The following is a 21,684-nucleotide window of genomic DNA, read 5'->3' on the forward strand; positions in this document are numbered from 1 at the left end:
GTCGCACAAACGCGGTTAGAGCAAATAGTCATTAGGCAGTTCTTCTGGCCGGGCGGCGCCTGAGCGCGTGATGGGACAGCACCATGAACGGCGCGCCAGGTTCAGTTTCCACAAACAGCGTCAGCGCGTCCACCGGCACCGGCCTTTGCAGCACGCCCGCAAACAGGCTGTCGATTGCTAAGCGAAGACGAGGGCTTTCCTGTGACGAGACCCGGCCGGACAGCGTCATGTGGAAGCGAAACGTCTCGAACACATAGGGATAACCCCATTGGCAGAGATTGCGGAACTCGTCGGGCTTCAGCGAATCGGGGCTGCGCCGTTCGATCTCGGCTTCCGTCAACGGCGCGCGAAAGCGGTCGAAGTCGCGCACCACATCATCGGCGAAGCGGTTGAGCGACGGCAGCGGTGCTTCCGGCACCAGCGCGAAGAAGCCGTCGATCTGGCTGACGACGAGGCGCGGGATCGTAACCGCCGGCGTTGCCTCGGCAAAATCGTCGAGTGCCGCGCGAAGCGAGGTTTCCGTCTCATTGGAGGCCAGTCGAAAGGGCGCCTTCAGCGTAGCATGAAAGCCATAGCGGCGCGCCGAAGCGGTATGGAAGGCAACTTCTGCCGCCGACAACTCGCCTAATGCCTCGACCGGCTTTGTGGCGGCACCGAATGGGTCGCGGCCGAGCCAGTTGGCGGCGATCCGTGCCAGCGGTTCGTCCTGTCGGGGGGTGAAATAGATCGCGTAGCGCATCGAAAGTCCTCGTCAGCCCCGCTGCCATAGGTGATTTCCATGACGAATTGACGAAGCTTTGCGGCGTTTTCGGTAACAAAACCACACAGCCGGGTCGTTAGCCGACGATTTTTCGCTTGGACCAGCGGTTGGGGCGCGAAGGGGAAGTGGTTAGGCCTTCATCAGCCATTCGTGCTCGGGCGCGTTGTGGAATTTCCACGTCCGCTTCGGTCCGGCCATGACGTTGAGATAATAGAGATCATAGCCGTGGCAGGCCGCGCAGGGGTGATAACCCTTGGGGACCAGCACGACGTCGCCGTCCTCGATCGCCATCGCCTCGTCGAGCGAACGAGCACCGTTCTGGTCGGCATCGGTGTAGACGCGCTGGAAAGCAAAGCCCTGTGGCGGGTTGAGACGGTGGTAATAGGTCTCCTCCAGATACGATTCAGCCGGCAGATTGTCCTGGTCGTGCTTGTGCGGCGGATAGCTCGATGTGTGACCGCCGGGTGTGATCACCTCGACCACCAGCAAGGAATCGGCCGGCTTGCCCTCCGGCAGGATGTTGGTGACGTAGCGCGTGTTGGTGCCTTTGCCGCGAACCTCCTGGCCGAGATCGTCGGGCCCGATGACACGGACCGGCAGACCGCCGCCCAGTCCTGGCGCCGAGCAGACGGCAAGTTCGAGATCGGTATCGGCGCTCACCGACCACTCCGACCCCTGCGGCACATAGACCGACCAAGGCTTGCCTTCGAACGGCGACATGCGTTCGCCCAGCAGGCCGAGATCCTTGCCGCCGGCTTTGGCCTTGCCCTTGCCGGTGACGAACACCAGGCAGACCTCACGATCCGCGGTTTGCCCGGAAGCGCTCTCGCCGGGCCTCAGCCGATGCAGATCGAAGCCGACATAGGTCCAGCCGGCGTTTTGCGGCGTCACATGAGCGACGCGGCCGTGGCCCTTATTGGCTTTGATGAGCAGCTTAGGCATGGTCATTCCTTCGGTTTGGCGTCCGCCGATGGCTTGTCCTCGTCAGCCGGCTTGTAGAGATAGAAGAATTGCCAGACAGCATAGCCGGCGAAGCCGAGCGCGATCACGCCCCAGAACGGCGTGCCGGTGGCGAATTCGATCACCGACCAGACCAGGCAGACCGCGACAACGGCAACGCGCCGCCACAGCGGCCGGAAAAACGGGTGCTCGGAGTCTTTCATCGGATCACCCCCGGCATCGGATCAGCCCTTCCTCGCGAGCCTCAAGCATTGGGAAAGCCTTGTGTCTCCACCGTATAGCCGGCCGCTGTCATCACCCGCATCAATTCCTTGTAGCCGACCTGCGCCATCTTGAGCGGCGGGTTCTTCTTCGGATCCTGCTCGGCCTCGACCACGAACCAGCCTTCATAGCCATGGTCGGCGAGCCTCTGGACGATGGCGCCAAAGTCCAGCGAGCCATCTCCCGGCACGGTGAAGGCACCAAGCGCCACCGCATCGAGAAAGGATTGCCTGCTACGATCCAGCTTGTTGATCACCTCCATGCGCACGTCTTTCACATGCACGTGGTTGATGCGCCGGTGGTGGTTATCAATAGCGCGCAGCACATCGCCCCCGGCAAACGCCAGGTGACCCGCGTCGAGCAGCAATGGAATGCCTTCTCCCGAATAGCGTATGAAGGCGTCGAGTTCTGGCTCGGTCTCGACCACCGCCGCCATGTGATGGTGATAGGAGAGCGGCATGCCTTGCTCGGCACACCATTCGCCGAACTGCGTGAGCTGCTTCGCGTAGGCTTTCATCTCATCGTCCGAAAGCCTGGGCTTGCTGGCGAGGGGTTTCGAGCGGTCGCCCTGGATGGACCGGCCGACTTCGCCATAGACGATGCAGGGCGCATTCACCGCCTTGAACAGATCGATCATCGGCTGGATACGATCCTTGTTTTTCGCCATGTCTTCATTGACCAGCGTCCCCGAGAACCAGCCGCCGCAAAGCGTCACGTCGGCCTCTTTCAGGATCGGCAGCATGACTTGCGGATCGTTGGGAAAGCGGCGGCCCATTTCCATGCCGGTAAAGCCAGCCGAGCGCGACTGGCGCAGGCACTCCTCCAGCGACACATCATCGCTGAGTTCGGCAAGATCGTCGTTCCACCATGCAATGGGGGACATGCCCAGTTTGGCTTTCAAGTCGTCACTCCAGTTTCGGACATTTCGAGGCGCGTTCGCGGATGGCTCAAAGAACCCGCCCGCTCAGCGCTTCCTCGTATTTCTTGCGCGCCGCATTCACTTGCGGCCGTGCCGAGACTTCCGGCACTGCGACATCCCACCAGCTTCCACCGGCCTCGGTCGAAACCAGCGGGTCGGTGTCGATGACCAGCACGGTCGTTCGCGTGTTCTTCTTCGCTTGCGCCAGCGCCGTTTCCAGCCCGGCGATCGATGGCACTTTTTCGGCAATCGCACCCATGCTCGCAGCATGCGCGGCGAAGTCGATCTCGGGCAAGGTTTCGTGACGGGCGTCCTTCAGCAGATTGTTGAAGTTGGCGCCGCCGGTCGCCATCTGCAGCCGGTTGATGCAGCCATAGCCGCGGTTGTCGAGCAGCACGATGGTCAGCTTGAGGCCGAGCATCACAGAGGTCGCGATCTCGGAATTGAGCATCAGGTAGGAGCCGTCGCCGATCATCACGACTACCTCTTGGTCCGGCTTGGCCATCTTGACGCCGAGTCCGCCGGCGATTTCATAGCCCATTGTCGAGAACCCGTATTCTGCGTGGTAGGAGCCGGGCGCGCCCGCCTGCCAGAGCTTGTGCAACTCGCCGGGCAAGCCGCCGGCGGCATGGAGCAGTACCACGCCGGAGCCCATGGCGCGCTGTACGGCGCCGATCACCTGCGCGTCGGACGGATAGGCGGCATTGGTCGACGCAGTCACCTTGCCCGCCTCCGCCTGCCATTCCTTTTTGCCCTTGATCGCATTGTCGGTCCAGGCGGCAGGCGCCTTCCAGCCCTTCAGCGCCTCGCCGAGTTCGGCGAGCCCTTCCGCCGCATCGGCGACCAGCGGCAGCGCCTGGTGCTTTCCGGCGTCGAAGGGCTGGACGTTGAGTCCGATAATGGTCCTGCCGGCATTCTTGAACAGTGCCCAGGAGCCGGTGGTGAAGTCCTGCAGCCTGGTGCCGACGGCAAGCACGACGTCGGCCTCTTCGGCCAGCCTGTTGGCCGCCGAAGTGCCGGTGACGCCGACCGCCGCCATGTTCAGCGGATGATCGTCGGGCAGCGAGGATTTGCCGCCTTGCGTCTCGCAGACCGGAACGCCGGCGTCCTGCACCAGTCTGGCCAGTTCACGCGAGGCCTGCGAATAGAGTACGCCGCCGCCGGCAATCACCAATGGCTTCTTCGCCGCTTTAAGAGCCGCCACCGCGGCGGCCAGCTCCTGGCGATCCGGACGCGGTCGCCGCTGATGCCAGATTCGTTCGGCAAAGAAGCTCTCGGGGTAGTCATACGCTTCTGCCTGCACGTCCTGGCACAGCGCCAGCGTCACCGGGCCGCATTCAGCGGGATCGGTCAGCACCTGCATGGCGCGGTTGAGCGCCGGCATGATCTGCTCCGGCCGGGTGATGCGGTCGAAATAGCGCGACACCGGCCGGAGGCAGTCATTGACGGTCGCCGTGCCGTCGGAGAAATCCTCGGCCTGCTGCAGGACAGGGTCGGGAATGCGATTGGCAAAGACGTCGCCGGGCAGAAGCAGGACAGGCAACCTGTTTACATGCGCAAGCGCCGCAGCGGTCACCATGTTGAGCGCGCCGGGGCCGATCGAACTGGTCGCAGCCATGAAGCGGCGGCGGAAATTGGCTTTGGCATAGGCGATCGCCGCATGCGCCATTGCCTGCTCGTTATGGGCACGGAAGGTCGGCAGCTCGTCGCGAACCTGGTACAGCGCCTCGCCGACGCCGGCGACATTGCCGTGGCCGAAGATCGCCCAGACGCCGCCGAAGATCGGCACCTTCCTCCCGTCCATCTCGGTCATCTGTCGAGCAAGAAAGCGGGTCAGAGCCTGCGCCATCGTCAGGCGGATTGTCTTGGTCATGTCGGTTCCTCCGCAGTCCTTATGCCGCGCCTTCTTATGCTGCTTTGCGGCCGCGCGCGGCAAGCCACGCCTCGGTCAGTCTCTCGAAGCGAGATGCCATGTCGGCAACCGCTTCATCGTCCGACATCTTGCCGGCAAGCCATTGTTCGGCCGCGTTGATGAAGATGGTGCGGCCGACGGCAAAGCCCTTGACGATGGGCGCCTTGGCGGTGGCGGCAAAGGCCGCTTCCAGCTCGTCCTGCGGCGCTTCCAAACCGAGCAGCACAATCCCGCGGCACCACGGATCGTTTTTCAGGATCACCGCCTCGATCTTTGCCCATGCGCCGTGCGATGCCTGCGGTTCGAGCTTCCACCAATCGGGCTTGATGCCGAGTGCGTAGAGTTCCTCGAGCGCGCGCGGGATGGTCATGTCGTCGAGCTTGCCGTGCTTGCCGGCGATGATCTCCACCAGCAGTTCTCTGCCCACTTTCCGCGCGGCCTCGAACAAAGCGCGCAGTTTCTGCTGCTGTTCGGTCTTCAGCTCCGCCGGATCATCGGGATGATAGAAGCACAGGCACTTGATGCAGTGGTCGACCGGCCATTCGGTCAGTTGCGAACCAATGTCTTGCGAGAACTCGAAGCGAAGCGGCCGCGAACCCGGCAACTCGACCGGCCGGCCGAGCCAGGTGAAGGAATGGTGGGCGAATTCGAACATCGCCTCGCGTCCGTATTTTTCGTCGAGCAGCATGCCATAGCCGGCGCGGCCGGCCGCGACTTTGGCCGCAGCCTTGACGGTCAGCACCTTGAAAGCCGGGATCCGCGACGGATCGGCGCCGGCTTTTGCCGCGACGTCCTCCAGCTGGACGCGGTGGTCGCAGGCGAACGCCATCAGCGAGGGGATGTCGCGCCGGCGCGTGGTCGCCCAATGGATGTGGTTGATCGCCTCGTCCTTGCGCAGCGCCAGGTGCTTGCTGCCGTTTTTCAGGAAGAACTGCAATTCCTCGAAAGTCGGGTATTCAGGTGCGCAGAGGAGCCGCGACACGGCAAATGCCCCGCAGGCATTGGCCCAGGTCGCCGCCGTCGCCAGGCTTTCCTCGCCGAGCCAGCCGCGCAGGAAGCCCGACATGAAGGCGTCGCCGGCGCCAAGCACATTGTAGACCTCGATAGGAAACCCCTTGCCGACGATGCCGTCCTCGAGATCGTCGCTGATCGGCCCGTCATAGACGATGCAGCCCATGGCGCCGCGCTTCAGCACGATGGTTGCCGCCGACAGCGAGCGGATGGTTTTCAGCGCGCTCAGGCAATCGTCTGCGCCCGACGCGATCATGATTTCCTCTTCAGTGCCGACGATGAGATCGCAGTCGGGCAGCACCGTCTTCAGCCGCGCCGAGACGCGGTCGGATTTCACATAGCGCTCGAAGCCTTCGGCGTGGCCGGCGAGACCCCACAGGTTGGGGCGGTAGTCGATGTCGAACACCACCTTGCCGCCCTTGGCTTTCATGACACGGATCGCCTTGCGCTGGGCGGCGTCGCTGTTGGGTCGTGAAAAATGCGTGCCGGTGACGATGACCGCGCGTGCCGAAGCGATGAACGCCTCATCGATGTCGTCTTCCGAAAGCGCCATGTCGGCGCAATCGCTGCGATAGAAGATCATCGGCGAGACGCCTTCATCCTCGACCGACAGCAGCACCAGGGCGGTCAGCCGCTCCGGATCGGCCTTAAGGCCTTGGACCGAAACGCCCTCGCGGGTCAGCTGCTCGCGGATGAACCGGCCCATCTGCTCATTGCCGACGCGGGTGAGCAGCGCCGAGCGCAGGCCTAGTCTGGCAGTGCCGACTGCGATATTGGCCGGACAGCCGCCGACCGACTTGGCAAAGGAAGTAATGTCCTCAAGGCGCGAGCCGATCTGCTGGCCGTAGAGATCGACGGAAGCGCGGCCGATCGTGATGATGTCGAGCGGCGAATATTTCGCTTCCACGGCCTCGCCCATTCGAACCTCCCATCGGCTTTGTTGTCTTGGGTAACACGCGCGAGCGGCAGCGTGGCGCCAGCAATATGAAATAATAATTCCAATCCATAGTCAATATGGAACGAGCATTCCCAAGCTGAAAAGTGCTGTGCAAGGCTCGCGCGTTCAGAAACTTTGAAGTCAGACGAACGTCAAGTGTCTACCACTGAGACCAGCTGATTTACCAAGGAAGTGGGCCATCATCGTTGAAGTACCCGGCGGTCGGGCCATCGGCGTCCAAGGTCGCCAGGTGAATGACGATCTCGGCCGCCTGCTGCACCGTACGGTGACCTTTATATCCGTTGAGATCGGTGGCAGTGTACCCGGGCGCGGCGGCGTTGACCTTGATGCCTTGCGGTGCGAGCTCCCTGGCGAAGGCCACCGTGATGGCGTTTAACGCTGTCTTGGAGCTGCCGTAGCTCATCATATTGATGGCGTGGTTCGTGGTGGCGGGATCCAGCGCCCGGCCGATGGAGCCGGTGGAGCTGCTCACCATCACGATCCGCGCAGCATGTGCTGCCAGCAGCAGCGGCAGGAATGCCTGGGTCACGCGGATCGGGCCGAAGACATTGACGTCGTAGGTGGCCTGGATATCGGCGATCCGCTGCTGGCTCGGCGGCAGGTCGTAGTTGATGGCGTCGCCGGCGTTGTTCACCAGCACGTCAAGGCGCCGGCTGGCCTGCCCGAACGCCTCGGCTGCCGCCTTCACACTGTCATCCCTCGTGACGTCCAGCTCAAGCCACTCTACGTCGTGGCCTTCGGCACGCAATGCCTGCGCCGCCGCCATGCCGCGTTCGGCGCTCCTGGCTCCGAGCCAGACCTTGAAGCCCATGGTCGCCATTCGCCGGGCGATTTCACGGCCTATACCCTTGTTGGCGCCGGTCACCAGCGCAGTTTTCGATGCCGTCATATCGTGTCTCCATGTTTGCTGTCGAAGACCCACAAATGGCGCGAGGCAGCGGGCGCCGCGCGCCGGAAACTCTCCAGCTCTTGCCTAATCCTCTCACGCTGTTGCGCGGCCGGTGCGAATGCGCGATGCTGGCGCAATGAGCGAGGCGCTGCAGGAGTTGATCGAAATCGCCGGCCGCCATGCGCGCGGACGAAGAATAAGAACGGCGATTCCCCGCGTTTCGATCGGCCGCAGCGAAGTCGCGACGGCGCCATTGCCGGGTGTGTGGGGGTCGGGGGTCTTATTCGTATTGCAGGGCGCGAAGACGGTTCTGATCGGCGACCGGGCTCTTCGTTACGACCCGGCCAGCTATTTCATCTACACTGTCGAGACGCCCAGCATCAGCCAGATAGTCGAAGCGAGCGCCGCACGTCCTTATCTGGCCATTGGCTTGACCCTTGACCTGCAGGCTGTCGCCGCGCTCCTCGTTGAGCACGGGCCGGTCCTCGGCGGCGACAGGTTCTCCACCTCTCCCGTTGATGTCGACCTGCTCGACGCGTTGCGTCGAATGCTGCGGCTGCTTGACCGGCCAGCGGAGATTCCCGTTCTCGCGGCCATGCTCGAGCGGGAGATGCTGTTTCGGCTCCTGCAAGGCCCGCAAGGCGGAAAGCTTCGTGAACTTGCGCGCGCCGACGGCCATCTGTCCCGGATTGGCCAGGCGATCGCCCGGATCCGCTCGCATCCCCATCAGCCGGTCCGGGTCGGGGATCTGGCCGAAATCGCCCATATGAGCAGTGCTGCGTTTTATCGTCACTTCAAGGCGGCGACGGCCATGAGCCCAATCCAGTATCAAAAGCAAATCCGCTTGCTGGAAGCCCGCCATCTGCTGATTGCCCAGCCGGGCAACGTGGCGCGTGTCGCCTTCGCTGTCGGCTATGAGAGTGCTTCCCAGTTCAGCCGGGAGTATGCCCGCCAGTTCGGATCGCCGCCTGCCCGCGACGCAGCGCGGCTTTTGGCAGGAGGCGAAACGGCAATAGAGGTGCTCTAAGGCTTGCGCTTCTTTCCGCTATCGCGCCGCTTCTCGCCGACGGCGACGGTCAGCGCCATGGCCAAAGCCATCGTCGCCGACAGCGAGCGGAAGCCGGCGAAATCGGCCTCGGCGACCTCGAACCAGACCCTGGCGAATTGGGCGAGCGGCGAAAACGAGGAGTCGGTAATCGCCACGATCGGCACGCCTTGCTCCGAAATGACGCGCGCCTCCTCGATGGTGGCCGGGGCATAGGGCGAAAAGCTGATGGCGATGACGGCGTCCCTTGGAGAGGCAAAGCCGATCATCTCCGCATTGAGGCCGGCGGCCGATTCGATCAGCTGGTTGCGGATCTTGAGCTTGCCCAATGCGTAGGCGATGTAGGAGGCGACCGGGTAGGAGCGCCGCTTGGCCAGTACGTAAATGGTTTCGGCCTTGGCCAGCAAGGCGATCGCATCTTCGAAATGGTCTTCATTCAGCGTGCGCGAAATGTCGTTGAGTGAGGTGCTGGCTGCGGCAACAAAACCATCGAAGATCGCGCGGTGGCCGGCGCCTTCCTCGGCCTTGGCGCGCAATGCCGCCAGCCTTTCATCATAGGACGAGTTGCGCTCGCGCAGACGCTCGCGAAACACCAACTGCAGGCTGGTGAAACCATCAAAACCAAGCTGCTGGGCAAAGCGGATCAGCGTCGAAGGCTGGACACCGGCGGAAGCGGCGATGCTGGCGGCGGTGCCGAAGGCGATATCGTCTGGGTTGTCGAGCGCATAGGCGGCGATCTGGGCTATACGTTTCGGCAGGTTCTGGCGCCGCTCCAGGATCGTCGCCCGCAGCGTCTCGAAATCGCGCGGCACCCGTTCGTCCATCGTCGCTCCGCCCAGGCTCATCGTCTGGTTCCCTCTGTGCCCCATCATAGCGGGCCTGTGCAAGAACACCATAAAAAATGAGACAAGCGTTCCATCTGCAGACAAATTGGACTAATTCATCCACACAAACTTTGCACACAGGGAGGCAAGCGGATGGTCGGGGTAGGTCTTATCGGCACGGGCTTCATGGGCAAGTGCCACGCAATTGCCTGGAACGCGGTTGGCACCGTCTTTTCCGATGTGGACAAGCCAAGGCTGGTTCATCTGGGCGAGGTCAACGAGGACCTTGCCAAACGCCGTGCCAGCGAATTCGGCTTCGCCAGGGCCTCCGGTGACTGGCGCGCGGTGGTCGACGATCCCGACGTCGATGTCATCTCGCTGACCACGCCGAACCAGTTCCACCCCGAAATGGCCATCGCCATCCTCGAAGCCGGGAAGCATCTGTGGTGTGAAAAACCGATGGCGCCGAGTTTTGCGGAGGCGCAAGCAATGGCTGCGGCGGCCCAAAAGTCCGGCAAAGTCGCCGCGCTCGGCTATAACTACATCCAGAACCCCGCGATCCGCCATATCGGCGCGCTGCTCGACGAGAAGATCATCGGCGAGGTCAACCATCTGCGCATCGAGATGGACGAGGACTTCATGGCCGATCCGGAGGCGCTGTTCTTCTGGAAGCACGAGGCGGCGTCCGGTTACGGCGCGCTCGACGATTTCGCTGTGCATCCGCTTTCGCTCATCGCCGTGCTGTTCGGCCGCGTTGCCCGCGTCATGTGCGACATGGCCAAACCCTATGCCGAACGCCGCGTCGCCTCTGGCGGGCGCCGCGCGGTCGAAACCTACGACATCGCCAGTATCCTGATGCATCTCGAAAACGGCATCGCCGGCACGCTGCTGGTCAACCGTTCGGCCTGGGGCCGCAAAGGCCGGATCGCCATCCAGATTTTTGGCTCGAAGGGCTCGATCCTGTACGATCAGGAGCGGATGAATGAGTTCCAGCTCTATCTGACAGCCGACCGGCCGACCGAGCAAGGCTATCGCACGATCCTGGTGGCGCCGCACCACAAGCCCTACGACGCCTTCCTGCCGGCACCCGGCCACGGGCTTGGCTTCAACGATCTCAAGATCATCGAATGCAGGGAACTTTTGACGCGGCTGGCCGGCAAGCCGGCGCGCATCATCGACTTCGACGAAGGCCTGGAGATCGAGCGCACCGTGCACGCGATGGCCAGGTCGTTCAGTGAGAGCCGCTGGGAGGACGTGAGGTAGCCCCTCCCCCCGGCATCCGCTTCACAGTGGCCGCTTCAGCCGCCTGCGGCCGAGGTGTCCGTTTCCCACCCGTTCACCCAGACCTGCCGCAAACCGTCGCCTTCACCCTTGAACCATAGTCCCGTCGCCTGGCAATCCTCGATCCGGTCGCTGCGGAAATTGCGGATTGCCTGGCGCAGCTCGCACCAGGCAACGATGTTGGCGGTTTCGGAGTAGTAGATGAGGGCGATCGGACAGATGATGCGCTCGGTGGCTCGGCCCAGTTCGTCGCGGTAGGAAAGGTCCAGCTTGGCCTCGTCGCGGATGGCACGGCGCACCAACGCCAGATCGACCGCGGAGGCCGATGGCGCGGCAAAACCCCATGCATGTAACTGATTGGCGTCGAGCGTTTGGCGCAAAGGCGGCGGCACCGCGCCGGCGATCTTGGCGCTGACGCGCTTGGCCGCCTGCTTGAGCTCGCTGTCGCCCGTGCGTTCGAGCAGCGCGAGAGACAGTACGATCGCCTCCATCTCCTCGATCGAAAACATCAACGGCGGCAAGTCGAAGCCAGGACGCAATATGTAGCCGATGCCGCGCCCGCCCTCGATCGGCACCCGCATCGCCTGCAGCGCGGCAATGTCGCGATAGACCGAGCGCACCGTCACCTCCAGCCGCTCGGCGATCATTGCCGCCGTCACCGGCTTCCTCGCCAGCCGCAGGATCTGGATGATCTCGAACAGACGCGACGCCTTGCGCATTCCCTCACTCGGCCCGAAGGCAACTGACAACACCTCGTCAGTTGGACTGACCTATAGGATCGCCTATCGGATTGAAAATCAACAAGTTCCTCTGCAGCTCGCCTGCATGAGGTGACAGGCAACTGACATGGACTACGCGGCAAACCTCTGGCTCTTTTTTCTCCTCCTTTTCGGCATCATCATCGTGCCCGGCATGGACATGCTTTTCGTGCTTGCCAATGCGCTGACCGGCGGCAGCAGCAGAGGGCTTGCGGCGACCGGCGGCATCATGCTGGGCGGCGTGGTGCATACGCTGAACGGCGCGCTCGGCGTCGGCCTGCTCATGCATTTCTTGCCGATCCTCTTCAATCCGCTGCTGATTGCCGGCGCGGCCTATATGGCCTTTATCGGCATCACGCTGATGCGCAGCTCCATCACCGTCGGCCATGACGGCCCTGCCGGCAGCCGCTCCGCATGGAAGGCCTTTCGCCAGGGGATCATGACCTGCCTGATCAATCCAAAGGCCTATCTCTTTGTTCTTGCCGTCTATCCGCAGTTTCTGAGGCCGGATTACGGTCCGATCTGGATGCAGGCGATCATCATGGGGCTGATGACGATCGCCACGCAGTTCGCTGTCTATGGCGGACTCGCAATTACCGCCGGTCGCAGCCGGGATCTGCTGGTCGCCAATCCAAGGGCAACCGCTCTTGCCGGCCGGGCGGCCGGACTGCTTCTCGTTGCGGTTTCGGCGCTCACCGTCTGGGAGGGCTTGAAGGCGGCGTGAATTCCGAGCCCGAAGGGCGCAACGTCCATGGCAGCGGCGCCGGCCGGGTCACGCGGCTCCCGGACGGCTTGATATCATGGCGCGGCGCACCGACCGGCGCCGCTCGACCGCGTCGGCAAGGCCGTAAAGCACCGTCTCGGTGGTTGCCCAGTCGATGCAGCCATCGGTGATGCTCTGGCCATAGACAAGCGGCCTGCCGGGCACGACATCCTGCCGGCCGGCGACAAGGTTGCTCTCGATCATGATGCCGATGATGCGCTCGTCGCCCGCCGCGACCTGGCCCGCCACCTCGGCTGCCACCCCTGGCTGGTTTTCCGGCTTCTTGCTGCTGTTGGCGTGGCTGACATCGATCATCAGCCGCGGCGCCACGCCGATCCGGCCGAGTTCCGCGCAGGCAGCAGCAATGCTTGCCGCGTCATAATTAGGCACAATACCGCCGCGCAGGATGACGTGGCAGTCCTCGTTGCCGGTGGTCGTAGCGATGGCGCTGCGCCCACCTTTCGTCACCGCCATGAAATGATGCGGCTGGGCGGCGGATTTCACGGCTTCGGCGGCGATCCGCAAATTGCCGTCGGTGCCGTTCTTGAAGCCGACCGGGCAGGACAGGCCTGACGCCAGTTCGCGATGGATCTGACTCTCGGTCGTGCGCGCGCCGATCGCTCCCCAGGCGACGAGGTCGGCAATATATTGCGGGGTGGCCATGTCGAGGAATTCGGTGGCTGCCGGAAGGCCGAGATTGTTGACCGCGGAGAGCACGTTCCGGGCCATCCGCAACCCCTTGTCGATGTTGAAGCTGCCGTCGAGATCGGGATCGTTGATCAGGCCTTTCCAGCCGACCGTCGTGCGCGGCTTCTCGAAATACACCCGCATCACGATCTCCAGCCGGTCCGACAGGCTTTCGCGCAGCGTCGCCAGACGACTGGCATAGTCTACGGCAGCGGCCGGGTCGTGGATCGAACAGGGGCCGACGACAACCACCAGCCGGTCGTCGGCGCCGGTCAGCACGGCGTGGATCGCGTTGCGTGATGCGGCAACGGTGCGCGTCGCCGTCAGCGTGCGGGGTATCTCCCGCATCACCTCGTCCGGCGTGCTCAATTCCCTTATTTCTTTGACCCGAAGATCGTCTGTGGTCGTCAACACGGCTTTCTGCTCCTGTTTGTTTGGAGCATGATCTTTTCCGAAAACCGGATGCCACTTTTCGGGATCATGCTTTAGGAGACCTGCCGGCAAACAAAAAAGCCGCCAGGTCTGGCGGCTGTTCGGATTTTTGATGCTGCAATCTTCAGATCGAGCGCAATCCTCCCGCCGCCAGCGAGCTGCTAAAGTACCAATAGGTGGCGGTCAGGTTGATCATGCGGTTCATATAATCGATGCGGGGGCGCTTGTCACGTGGGTGATGAGGCGAAGCAGTGTCTCAGTTTGAAATGTGCTCCTGGCCTTGGGGAAACCAGATGCCACGCCGAAACCAGTTGGCCACGCCCAGATTGGGTATGACGTGACTCTGGTCAAGGTCATTCATGTCCTTGATGATCTCGATGCCGACAACATTCTCGGCAGACCCAAAGGCAAGCGAAAAGAGTTGTAGCGCGTCGGCTTCCGATTGCGCGGTGACGCCAACCCCGAGGTGGCCGCTTACCTTGATCCAATAGGGATGCATCAGACGTGCTCTTGCCGCCCTAGCGGTTCGTCACGCTGACGCTCAAGGTTGAGATCGGCGCCGCGCAGCGGGGAGTCCAACAGGAACTCCGCAAGCGTACCCTTGCGTGCGGTCTTGCGCTGCCATTCCTCGGCCGAGACGACAACCACGATCGGTTTGCCGTTTCTGGTGATCGTCTGCGGCGCCGACTGCGCGCGCTCGATGACCTCTGAGAGCCGGGCTTTTGCCCCGGCGAGCGTCCAATTGGTATTCTTAGGTGCAGGCGGCATCTTAATCCCCGTGACTAGTCCGACTACGTTGACTATGTGGGAATGGCGATGCCGACGCAACAGACGCAGGGCCACTCAGCTGGCCTTACTCCGGCGACGCCCCGGCGATGCTCTGGTCGTAGTCGACCAGCGATCCGGTCATAACGCCGGACTGCGGGCTGATCATATAGCTGATCAATCGGGCAAGCTGTGCCGGTTTCACCAATTGACCCATCGGCTGCGCGGCCTCGGCCCTTTCCAGCCAGTCGTCCGGCGCGTCGTGCCATTTTTTCTGCACGATCGCTTCGCCCTCGGTGTCCATCCAGCCGGGCAGCACCGCATTGCAGCGGATGCGATTGCCGCGATAGGCATTGGCGACATTCTTGGTCAGTGTCGCCAGCGCACCCTTGCTCGACGAATAGGGTGCCAGGAACGACTGGCCGCAATGCGCCGACATCGACAGCACGTTGACGATCGAGCCCGGTGCCTTGCGCGCCAGCAAATGCGCCACCACGCCCTGCATCAGGAAAAACGGGCCGCGCACATTGGTCTGGAATATCTGGTCGAAGAGATTCTCGGAGGTCTCGACCAGCGAGCCACGAGCCGAGGTGGCAGCCGCGTTGACCAGCGCGTTGACGGTACCGAAATGGCCAATCGCCATTTCGACCGCACGCTTGCAGTCGGCCACCTCTGAGACGTCGGCGCCGATGAAGATGGCATCGACGCCTGCCCGCTTGAGAGTTGCGACAGCCTTGTCGCCCTTTTCCTGCGAGCGGCCGATCAGCGCCAGCGCCCGGCAGCCCTCGTCGGCCAGCGCTTCGGCCACGGCGAAGCCGATGCCTTGCGCGCCGCCGGTGACGATGGCGCGTGTTTCGGAATTGCGACCGGCTGAACCGTTCATCGCCTTGCTCCTGTGCTTGATAGTCAGATTGTTTTGTCGAGGCGGACGGTCTTGCCTTCCTTGGCCGATTTCAGCGCCGCATCTGCCAGCCTGAGCGCCACCAGGCCATCCTGGCCGCTCGGCGCCGCCTTCTTGCCCGACGTCGCTGCCGCGATGAAGGCGGCGATCTCGTTGGCATAGGCGTCGAGATAACGGGTCATGAAGAAATCGTGCAGCGGCGGCCGCGTATAACCTTTCTCGTTGGCCAGTTCGATCGACACCGGCCGCTGGTTTTCGGCCGCGATCATGCCTTTCGAGCCATGCACCTCGATGCGCTGGTCGTAGCCATAGGTGGCGCGGCGCGAGTTGGAGATGACGCATTGCTTGCCGGAGGCGGTTTCGAGGATGACGCTGACGCTGTCGAAGTCGCCGGCTTCGCCGATCTTCTTGTCGACCAGCACCGAAGCGTGCGCGCTGACCGCCACCGGCTCCTCGCCGAGCAGGAAGCGCGCCATGTCGAAATCATGAATGGTCATGTCGCGGAAGATGCCGCCCGAGCGGCCGATATAGTCGAGCGGCGGCGGGCCGGGATCGCGCGAGGTGATCGTCACCATTTCGACGGTGCCGATGGCGCCGTCGTCGATCGCCTTGCGCACGGCGGCAAAATGCGGATCGAAGCGGCGGTTGAAGCCGACCATCAGGGTGGCGCCGGCCTTGTCGACGACGGCCAGGCAACGTTCCACCCTGGCGGCGTCGAGGTCGATCGGCTTCTCGCAGAAAATCGCTTTACCCGCTTTGGCGAAGCGCTCGATCAGATCGGCATGAGTGTCGGTCGGCGTGCAGATGACGACCGCATCGATATCGCCGGCCTTCTCGATGGCATCGATGCTGCGCACTTCGGCGCCATAGGCAGAGGCCAGATCGGTCGCCGCCTTCTCGAAGGCGTCGGCAACTGCAACCAGCCTGGCCTGCGGATTGGAACCAACGGCGCGAGCATGGACCTTGCCGATACGGCCGGCACCGAGAAGAGCAAAGCGAAGAGGCATGAAGAATTTTCCTTTGAGGATGGTTGGGAAGGGAGGGCGTGTCAGCGCCGGTGGCCTCGTTGCCGTTACGCCGCAAGCTCCGCCTGCCCGGTCTTGGCACCGGTGATGTAGGAGACGATATCGTTGCCGTCGGTGTCTTGCTTGCGCAAATTGGCGACGATGCGGCCGCGCCGGAAAACGACGATGCGGTCGACCAGGTCGAACACCTGGCGCATGTTGTGAGAGATCAGGATCAGCGGTTCGCCATTTTCCTTCAGCGTGCGGATGATGTTTTCGACCTGCATCGTCTCTTGCACGCCGAGTGCCGCCGTCGGCTCATCCATGATGATGAGTTTGGAAGCAAAGGTCGCGGTTCTGGCAATTGCCACGCACTGGCGCTGGCCGCCCGACATATGGCGGATGGTGTTGGAAAGATTGGGGATCTTGACCGCCGTGCGGACCAAGGCTGCCTCGGTCGCCTTGCGCATGAACTTGCGATCGAGGATCGAGAAGGGTCCTAGATTGAACAGCACCCGCTCGCGGCCGAGGAACAGGTTCGAGGGCACGTCGAGATCGTCGGCGAGCGCCAGGTTCTGGAACACCGTCTCGATGCCCGCCTCGCGGGCTTCGATCGGGCCGGCAAAATTCACTTCCTTGCCGTCGAACCACATCCTGCCGCTGGTGCGCTGCTCGACGCCGGTGATCTGGCGTACGAAGGTCGATTTGCCAGCGCCGTTGTCGCCCATGATAGCGACATGCTCGCCCTTGCGCAGCTCGAAGTTGGCACCCTCCAGCGCATGCACGCCGCCATAATACTTGGTCAGGTTTTCCGTCTTCAGGACGATGTCCGACATGGTCAAGCCCTCATTGCCCGCAGGCGTTGGCGCCACTGGTCGAGAACGACTGCGCCGACGATGATCACGCCTTTGACCATCTCCTGATAATAGGCGTCGAGGCGCAGAAAGGTGAAGCCGGAGATGATGACGCCGAAGATCAGCGAGCCGATTACCGTCCCGATAATCGAGCCGCGGCCGCCCGACAGCGAGACGCCGCCGATAACCGCCATGGCGATCGCGTCGAGCTCGTACATCACACCCATGCCGGCCTGGGCGGTGAGATTCTTCGAGCTCAGCACCACGGCGGCGAGCGCGGCGAGGACGCCGGCAATGACGTAGACGAGGATCTTGTGGTTGGCGATGTTGATGCCGGACATGCGCGCGGCGTCCTCATTGGAGCCGATTGCATAGCAGTGCTTGCCATATTTGGTGTAGCTCAGGATCAGCTGAAACAGCACCGCGAGCGATATGAAGATGATGACCGGCATCAGCCCCTTGCCGATGGCGGCGAAACTCTCGGTCGGAAACGAGATCGGCTGTCCCTTCGACCACCATTTGGCGATGCCGCGCGCGGTGACCATCATGCCGAGCGTGGCGATGAACGGCGGAATGCGGGTGAAGGCGATCAATGCACCGTTGACCAGGCCGGCCAGCAGTCCGCAGCCGATCGCGACCAGCACCGGCACGATCACCGGCAGGTCGGTCCAGCCCTGGGCGATGAACATCGCCTTGGGGTTCGGGTTGCCGTTGACGGTCGCCACCTGGGCGAAGCTCATGGCGATCATTGCCGTGGCGCCGACGATCGAACCTGAGGACAGGTCGATGCCGCCGGTAATGATCACCTGCGTCACGCCGATGGCAATGATGCCGACGATCGACACCTGCAGGATGATGATCTGCAGGCGCGCTTCGTTGAAGATCGCATCGATATTGTCGCGGGTATTGAACAGGAAGCTGTCGCCCAGGAAGACCCGGCCGATCAGCTCGAAAGCGCCGACCAGGATGACGAGCGCCAGGAAGACGTTGAATTCGGCCGGCCATGCGCGCCGCTTCGCATCATAGCTGAGGCCGCCGACGCCGTGAGATGTCTGTGCCAATCGTGCTTCCTCCGTCAGCCACAGTCTCTTTCGGCCGCTCTTCAGGCCGAGAGAGAAGGAGGAGCGGCGCTGGTGCGCCGCTCCGGTCCGCTGCCTCAGTTCTTCTTCAGGAACTTGTCGATATTCGCCGGCGTGACCAATTGGAACGGGATATAGACCTTGTGCTCGACCTTTTCGCCCTTCGCCAGCTTGAGCGCCGCGTCAAGCGCGCCGGCGCCCTGGCCGGCGGCGTCCTGGAACACCGTCACATCGAGATCGCCCGCCTGCATCGCCGCGAGCGCGTCCTGGGTAGCGTCGACGCCGCCGACGACAACCGACTTCATGTCGATGTTGGCGGCCTTCATCGCCTGGATGGCGCCGATCGCGCTTTCGTCATTGTTGGCGATGACGCCGTCGAACGGCTTGCCGGTCGACAGCCAGTTGGTCATCAGGTTCTGCGCTTCTTCGCGCTTCCAGTTCGACGTCTGCTTATCGATGATCTTGATGAAGCTGCACTCCGGCGTGGCGATCACGTCGTCAATGTCCTTGGTGCGCTGCACTGCTGCCTGGTTCGACAGCTCGCCCATGATCACATAGACGTTGGCTTCAGTCTTGCCGGCCTCCTTGAACAGGCGGCAGACCTCCTTGGTCTCGAGCGTGCCGGAATCGGCTTCGTTCGAGGCGACGAAGGCCTGGTTTTCGGGCAGCGTGTCGACGTTGACCGGCTCGCGATTGACATAGACCAGTGGAATCTTGGCAGCGGCGGCTGCGTCCGACATCGCCTGGGTCGCCGAGGTGTCGACCGGGTTGACGATGATGGCGTCGACGCCCGAGGCGGCGAAGTTCTTGATCTGGTCGAGTTGCTTGGCGACGTCGTTCTGCGCATCCTCCACCTGCAGTTCGACGCCGTCCATGCCCTTGGCCTGCTCGATCATGCCGTTGCGCAGCACGGTGAGAAAATTGTCGTCGAACAACGCCATCGACACGCCGATCTTGGCAGCGAAGGCGGACGAACTCATAAGCGCCGCGAACGCGACGCCCAAAAGCAGTTTTTTCATTTTATTTCTCCTCCACATTGGTGTCCGGCTGCACCGATCTACCCGGAATCCCCGATCTCGCAGGGAATTCTCTCCCGATTGCCGTTTTAGTTCCGGAGGCATTTGCCTGAAACAGATCTTCCGGAACGAAAGAACCAAAATGCTCAGTTGGTGAAATATTTATTCCATTTCGCGTGGGCGTCAAGCGAGATTTCGCCATGAAGGATGGATTTTCGGCATTTCAAGCGCTTTTGGACGGACGCTCAGGCAAGCCAAGCCTGAAAGCGTTCTGATAGATTACATCATGTCTGCCGCCAATGACCGCGACGTCAGATGTTTTCCGGCAGATAGATGTCGAAGGGCAGAAAGGTCTGGCCCGGCGCATTCGCAGCGCCGGTCTCGATGGCATGCGCCATCAGCCCGACAAGCTCGCGGCAAAGCGCTGCCAGTGGCGTCGAGATCACCATCGTCAGGAAATTATCCGCCAGCGCCGAGCGGGAGTCGGGCGTGATCTCGTTGCAGACGACCGCCGGCACCTCTATCGGCTTTGCCTCCCTGAGTGCCGAGATCGCGCCTTCCATACCGCCACCGGCGACATAGCAGCCGACGAGATCAGGGTGGCGGGCTAGAAGCTCGATCATTGCATCATGCGTGATCTGGTTGGCTTCCAGATTGACCAACGTCTCGAGCAGAGTGAATTCCGGCGCCTGCTCGCGAAAGAAGGAGCGAAAACCGATCTCGCGAAGCTCATGGCCATGGAAGCGATGGCTGCCGACGAAGAGGGCAACCTTGCCAGGCCTCTTCGCAGCCTTCGAGATCATCCAGGCAGCGGTGCGGCCGACCTTGCGATTGTCCAGGCCGACATAGCCCTCGCGAATGCCGGACGCAAAGTCGGAAAGCAGGGAGAACACCGGCACGCCATTGGCTTTGAGAGCCTCGACGGCGACCGTCAGCGTCGGGTGATCAGGCCCGACCAGGGCGACGGCCCTGGACTTGGCGGCCAGCCTGCGCATCCGCTCGACGATCTCGTCCGGCGCCAGCGAGCCGGCGAAGTCGATGGTCGCCACGCCGCGAAAGCGCGGCGACTGCGATACCGCCAGTTCAAGCTCGCGCGCAAATTCGCTGTAGAAGACGTCCTCCCGCCGCAACAGCAGGAACCCGAGCCGATACTCCGGCAATTCATGGCGCATCCGCTGCTTGATCAGCCCGGCTGCGTGATAGCCAATGCTGGTCGCCGCTTCATAGACGCGGCGCGCGGTTTCCTCGCGCACCGGCAACCGGTTGTTCAGCACCCGGTCGACGGTGGCAACGCTGACCCCCGAAATGCGTGCCAGGTCGGTAATCGTCGGCCGTTTCGCCATCGCTGCCTCGCTCTATTGTCCGGCTTTTACACCCTCATGATGGAAAATGATAGAAACTATCTTTGTGATATTGAGCCTATCAGGCTTCGGCGTTATTTGAATGCGGACCGACTATGATCGAGGCCTCCGCCATGGTGGATATTGGACTCCGAACCGGGAACACCATCGCCACAGCAGCGTCCCGGCGTGACTACAGCCTGATCGGCCGCGACGCGAAGCTCGCCATCGAGAGCGGGCTGGCGGCGGCCGAGTGGTATCACACGGACGTGCCACGCAAGCAGATGAAGGAGCTGATGCAGCGCTCCGACGGCCCGGCGATCCGCGATACGATCATCTGGCTCGGCGCCTTAATCCTGAGCGGAGCCGGCGGCGTCTGGTTCTGGGGCAGCTGGTGGTGCGTGCCGTTCTTCTTCGTCTACGGCGTCTTCTACGGCTCCTCCACCGATTCACGCTGGCACGAATGCGGCCACGGCACCGCCTTCAGGACGCAGTGGATGAACGACGTGGTCTATCAGATCGCCTGCTTCATGATCATGCGCAACCCGGTGACCTGGCGCTGGAGCCATACGCGCCACCATACCGATACCATCATCGTCGGCCGCGATCCGGAGATCTCGGTGATGCGTCCGCCCGATCTGCTGCGCGTCGTGCTCAACTTCGTCGGCATTCTCGACGCCTGGCATGCGATGAGGGACATGCTGCGCAATGCAGCCGGTATCGTCAGTCCGGCCGAAAGAACCTTCATTCCCGACCAGGAGCAGCCGAAGGCAATTCGCATTGCCCGCATCTGGACGACAGTCTATGCCGCGACCATTGCGCTGGCGCTCTACACGGGCTCGTTCCTGCCGCTGATGCTGGTCGGGCTGCCCAGGCTTTACGGCGCGTGGCACCATGTCATGGTCGGCCTGCTGCAGCATGGCGGCCTGGCTGAAAACGTCACCGATCACCGGCTCAACAGCCGCACCGTCTACATGAACCCGATAAGCCGCTTCATCTACTGGAACATGAACTACCACGTCGAGCATCACATGTTTCCCATGGTGCCCTATCATGCGCTGCCCAGGCTGCATGAGCTGATCAAGCACGATCTGCCGGCGCCGACAGCGTCCATCCTGGCCGGCTACCGCGAGATGATACCGACCTTCCTGCGGCAGCTGCGCAATGAGGATTATTTCATCAAGCGCGAACTGCCGCCGACGGCGAGGCCCTATCGCGAGGACTTCCACAACGACAACGCTACCGCTGCGGTGGCTGCCGAATGA

General features: G+C 62.6%; 22 protein-coding genes. 4 read left to right on the top strand and 18 right to left on the bottom strand.

The genetic code is table 11. The features are described 5' to 3' along the window. Positions 1-31 precede the first annotated feature (31 nt). From NMG46_RS01125 to NMG46_RS01155, 7 genes are all read right to left on the bottom strand, one after another. Complete coding sequence (locus NMG46_RS01125; RefSeq protein ID WP_254815903.1) at positions 32-739, bottom strand: DUF1045 domain-containing protein; 708 nt, start codon at positions 737-739, stop codon at positions 32-34. A gap of 150 nt (positions 740-889) precedes the next feature. After that, positions 890-1,702 carry a 5-deoxy-glucuronate isomerase gene (gene iolB, locus NMG46_RS01130; protein WP_254815904.1) on the bottom strand — a complete coding sequence of 271 codons (813 nt, stop codon included), beginning with the start codon at positions 1,700-1,702 and terminating at the stop codon, positions 890-892. Between the two features lie 2 nt (positions 1,703-1,704). Continuing rightward, positions 1,705-1,923 carry a DUF3329 domain-containing protein gene (locus NMG46_RS01135; protein ID WP_254815905.1) on the bottom strand — a complete coding sequence of 73 codons (219 nt, stop codon included), beginning with the start codon at positions 1,921-1,923 and terminating at the stop codon, positions 1,705-1,707. 41 nt (positions 1,924-1,964) lie between these two features. Then, a complete protein-coding gene (gene iolE / locus NMG46_RS01140; protein ID WP_254815906.1) occupies positions 1,965-2,882 on the bottom strand; it encodes a myo-inosose-2 dehydratase in 918 nt (305 codons plus the stop codon). Between the two features lie 46 nt (positions 2,883-2,928). After that, positions 2,929-4,773: a 3D-(3,5/4)-trihydroxycyclohexane-1,2-dione acylhydrolase (decyclizing) gene (iolD, locus tag NMG46_RS01145; RefSeq protein ID WP_254815907.1), complete on the bottom strand. Its 1,845-nt coding sequence runs from the start codon at positions 4,771-4,773 to the stop codon at positions 2,929-2,931. A gap of 34 nt (positions 4,774-4,807) precedes the next feature. Beyond that, on the bottom strand, positions 4,808-6,742 hold the full coding sequence (iolC, locus tag NMG46_RS01150; protein WP_254815908.1) for a 5-dehydro-2-deoxygluconokinase: 1,935 nt from the start codon (positions 6,740-6,742) through the stop codon (positions 4,808-4,810). A gap of 199 nt (positions 6,743-6,941) precedes the next feature. Then, positions 6,942-7,670 carry an SDR family NAD(P)-dependent oxidoreductase gene (locus tag NMG46_RS01155; protein WP_254815909.1) on the bottom strand — a complete coding sequence of 243 codons (729 nt, stop codon included), beginning with the start codon at positions 7,668-7,670 and terminating at the stop codon, positions 6,942-6,944. A gap of 136 nt (positions 7,671-7,806) precedes the next feature. Between NMG46_RS01155 and NMG46_RS01160 the strand changes: the two genes are divergently transcribed. Then, positions 7,807-8,697, top strand: a complete 891-nt coding sequence (locus NMG46_RS01160; protein WP_254815910.1) for an AraC family transcriptional regulator — start codon at positions 7,807-7,809, stop codon at positions 8,695-8,697. Here the strand turns inward: NMG46_RS01160 and NMG46_RS01165 are convergent. After that, on the bottom strand, positions 8,694-9,539 hold the full coding sequence (locus tag NMG46_RS01165) for a MurR/RpiR family transcriptional regulator (protein ID WP_254816370.1): 846 nt from the start codon (positions 9,537-9,539) through the stop codon (positions 8,694-8,696). The two genes, NMG46_RS01160 and NMG46_RS01165, sit on opposite strands and share 4 nt — an antisense overlap. Before the next feature lie 153 nt (positions 9,540-9,692). On the opposite strand from NMG46_RS01165, the gene NMG46_RS01170 reads away from it, so the two are divergent. Next, a complete protein-coding gene (locus NMG46_RS01170; protein WP_254815911.1) occupies positions 9,693-10,802 on the top strand; it encodes a Gfo/Idh/MocA family protein in 1,110 nt (369 codons plus the stop codon). 35 nt (positions 10,803-10,837) lie between these two features. On the opposite strand, the gene NMG46_RS01175 is transcribed toward NMG46_RS01170, so the two are convergent. Then, positions 10,838-11,539, bottom strand: a complete 702-nt coding sequence (locus NMG46_RS01175; protein WP_254815912.1) for a YafY family protein — start codon at positions 11,537-11,539, stop codon at positions 10,838-10,840. A gap of 127 nt (positions 11,540-11,666) precedes the next feature. Here NMG46_RS01175 and NMG46_RS01180 point away from each other — a divergent pair, with 127 nt between their 5' ends. After that, complete coding sequence (locus NMG46_RS01180) at positions 11,667-12,302, top strand: LysE family translocator (protein ID WP_254815913.1); 636 nt, start codon at positions 11,667-11,669, stop codon at positions 12,300-12,302. Positions 12,303-12,350: 48 nt separating this feature from the next. Here the strand turns inward: NMG46_RS01180 and NMG46_RS01185 are convergent, their stop codons facing one another. From NMG46_RS01185 to NMG46_RS01225, 9 genes are all read right to left on the bottom strand, one after another. Beyond that, a complete protein-coding gene (locus NMG46_RS01185) occupies positions 12,351-13,442 on the bottom strand; it encodes a 3-deoxy-7-phosphoheptulonate synthase (RefSeq protein WP_368389273.1) in 1,092 nt (363 codons plus the stop codon). Positions 13,443-13,716: 274 nt separating this feature from the next. Further along, positions 13,717-13,959: a hypothetical protein gene (locus NMG46_RS01190; RefSeq protein WP_254815914.1), complete on the bottom strand. Its 243-nt coding sequence runs from the start codon at positions 13,957-13,959 to the stop codon at positions 13,717-13,719. Beyond that, positions 13,959-14,228 (bottom strand): type II toxin-antitoxin system Phd/YefM family antitoxin, encoded by a 270-nt coding sequence (locus NMG46_RS01195; RefSeq protein ID WP_254815915.1) that lies wholly within the window; start codon positions 14,226-14,228, stop codon positions 13,959-13,961. Before NMG46_RS01195 ends, NMG46_RS01190 begins: the two co-directional genes overlap by 1 nt. Before the next feature lie 85 nt (positions 14,229-14,313). Next, the gene (locus NMG46_RS01200) at positions 14,314-15,108 is read right to left on the bottom strand and encodes an SDR family oxidoreductase (protein ID WP_254815916.1); all 795 of its coding nucleotides are present in this window, start codon (positions 15,106-15,108) and stop codon (positions 14,314-14,316) included. A 23-nt stretch (positions 15,109-15,131) separates the two neighbouring features. After that, positions 15,132-16,133, bottom strand: coding sequence for an inositol 2-dehydrogenase (iolG, locus tag NMG46_RS01205; RefSeq protein WP_254815917.1), 1,002 nt, complete (start codon positions 16,131-16,133; stop codon positions 15,132-15,134). Between the two features lie 65 nt (positions 16,134-16,198). Further along, positions 16,199-16,966: an ATP-binding cassette domain-containing protein gene (locus NMG46_RS01210; protein WP_254815918.1), complete on the bottom strand. Its 768-nt coding sequence runs from the start codon at positions 16,964-16,966 to the stop codon at positions 16,199-16,201. A gap of 2 nt (positions 16,967-16,968) precedes the next feature. Beyond that, positions 16,969-18,045 (bottom strand): ABC transporter permease, encoded by a 1,077-nt coding sequence (locus tag NMG46_RS01215; protein WP_254815919.1) that lies wholly within the window; start codon positions 18,043-18,045, stop codon positions 16,969-16,971. Between the two features lie 95 nt (positions 18,046-18,140). Then, positions 18,141-19,082: a sugar ABC transporter substrate-binding protein gene (locus NMG46_RS01220; RefSeq protein WP_254815920.1), complete on the bottom strand. Its 942-nt coding sequence runs from the start codon at positions 19,080-19,082 to the stop codon at positions 18,141-18,143. Positions 19,083-19,390: 308 nt separating this feature from the next. Next, positions 19,391-20,422, bottom strand: a complete 1,032-nt coding sequence (locus NMG46_RS01225; RefSeq protein ID WP_254815921.1) for a LacI family DNA-binding transcriptional regulator — start codon at positions 20,420-20,422, stop codon at positions 19,391-19,393. 131 nt (positions 20,423-20,553) lie between these two features. Here NMG46_RS01225 and NMG46_RS01230 point away from each other — a divergent pair, with 131 nt between their 5' ends. After that, a complete protein-coding gene (locus tag NMG46_RS01230) occupies positions 20,554-21,684 on the top strand; it encodes a fatty acid desaturase family protein (protein WP_254816372.1) in 1,131 nt (376 codons plus the stop codon).

Source organism: Mesorhizobium sp. LMG 17147 (genome assembly GCF_024297145.1).
Lineage (GTDB): Bacteria > Pseudomonadota > Alphaproteobacteria > Rhizobiales > Rhizobiaceae > Mesorhizobium.

Bases quoted from the DNA above. Each gene is read 5' to 3' on its own strand.
- NMG46_RS01230 (WP_254816372.1), top strand. From the start codon at position 20,554: ATGGTGGATATTGGACTCCGAACCGGGAACACCATCGCCACAGCAGCG.
- NMG46_RS01180 (WP_254815913.1), top strand. From the start codon at position 11,667: ATGGACTACGCGGCAAACCTCTGGCTCTTTTTTCTCCTCCTTTTCGGC.
- NMG46_RS01195 (WP_254815915.1), bottom strand. From the start codon at position 14,228: ATGCCGCCTGCACCTAAGAATACCAATTGGACGCTCGCCGGGGCAAAA.
- NMG46_RS01160 (WP_254815910.1), top strand. From the start codon at position 7,807: ATGAGCGAGGCGCTGCAGGAGTTGATCGAAATCGCCGGCCGCCATGCG.
- NMG46_RS01175 (WP_254815912.1), bottom strand. From the start codon at position 11,539: ATGCGCAAGGCGTCGCGTCTGTTCGAGATCATCCAGATCCTGCGGCTG.
- iolC (WP_254815908.1), bottom strand. From the start codon at position 6,742: ATGGGCGAGGCCGTGGAAGCGAAATATTCGCCGCTCGACATCATCACG.
- NMG46_RS01165 (WP_254816370.1), bottom strand. From the start codon at position 9,539: ATGGACGAACGGGTGCCGCGCGATTTCGAGACGCTGCGGGCGACGATC.
- NMG46_RS01210 (WP_254815918.1), bottom strand. From the start codon at position 16,966: ATGTCGGACATCGTCCTGAAGACGGAAAACCTGACCAAGTATTATGGC.
- iolD (WP_254815907.1), bottom strand. From the start codon at position 4,773: ATGACCAAGACAATCCGCCTGACGATGGCGCAGGCTCTGACCCGCTTT.
- NMG46_RS01225 (WP_254815921.1), bottom strand. From the start codon at position 20,422: ATGGCGAAACGGCCGACGATTACCGACCTGGCACGCATTTCGGGGGTC.
- NMG46_RS01170 (WP_254815911.1), top strand. From the start codon at position 9,693: ATGGTCGGGGTAGGTCTTATCGGCACGGGCTTCATGGGCAAGTGCCAC.
- NMG46_RS01200 (WP_254815916.1), bottom strand. From the start codon at position 15,108: ATGAACGGTTCAGCCGGTCGCAATTCCGAAACACGCGCCATCGTCACC.
- iolG (WP_254815917.1), bottom strand. From the start codon at position 16,133: ATGCCTCTTCGCTTTGCTCTTCTCGGTGCCGGCCGTATCGGCAAGGTC.
- NMG46_RS01220 (WP_254815920.1), bottom strand. From the start codon at position 19,082: ATGAAAAAACTGCTTTTGGGCGTCGCGTTCGCGGCGCTTATGAGTTCG.
- NMG46_RS01135 (WP_254815905.1), bottom strand. From the start codon at position 1,923: ATGAAAGACTCCGAGCACCCGTTTTTCCGGCCGCTGTGGCGGCGCGTT.
- NMG46_RS01125 (WP_254815903.1), bottom strand. From the start codon at position 739: ATGCGCTACGCGATCTATTTCACCCCCCGACAGGACGAACCGCTGGCA.
- NMG46_RS01155 (WP_254815909.1), bottom strand. From the start codon at position 7,670: ATGACGGCATCGAAAACTGCGCTGGTGACCGGCGCCAACAAGGGTATA.
- iolB (WP_254815904.1), bottom strand. From the start codon at position 1,702: ATGCCTAAGCTGCTCATCAAAGCCAATAAGGGCCACGGCCGCGTCGCT.
- NMG46_RS01190 (WP_254815914.1), bottom strand. From the start codon at position 13,959: ATGCATCCCTATTGGATCAAGGTAAGCGGCCACCTCGGGGTTGGCGTC.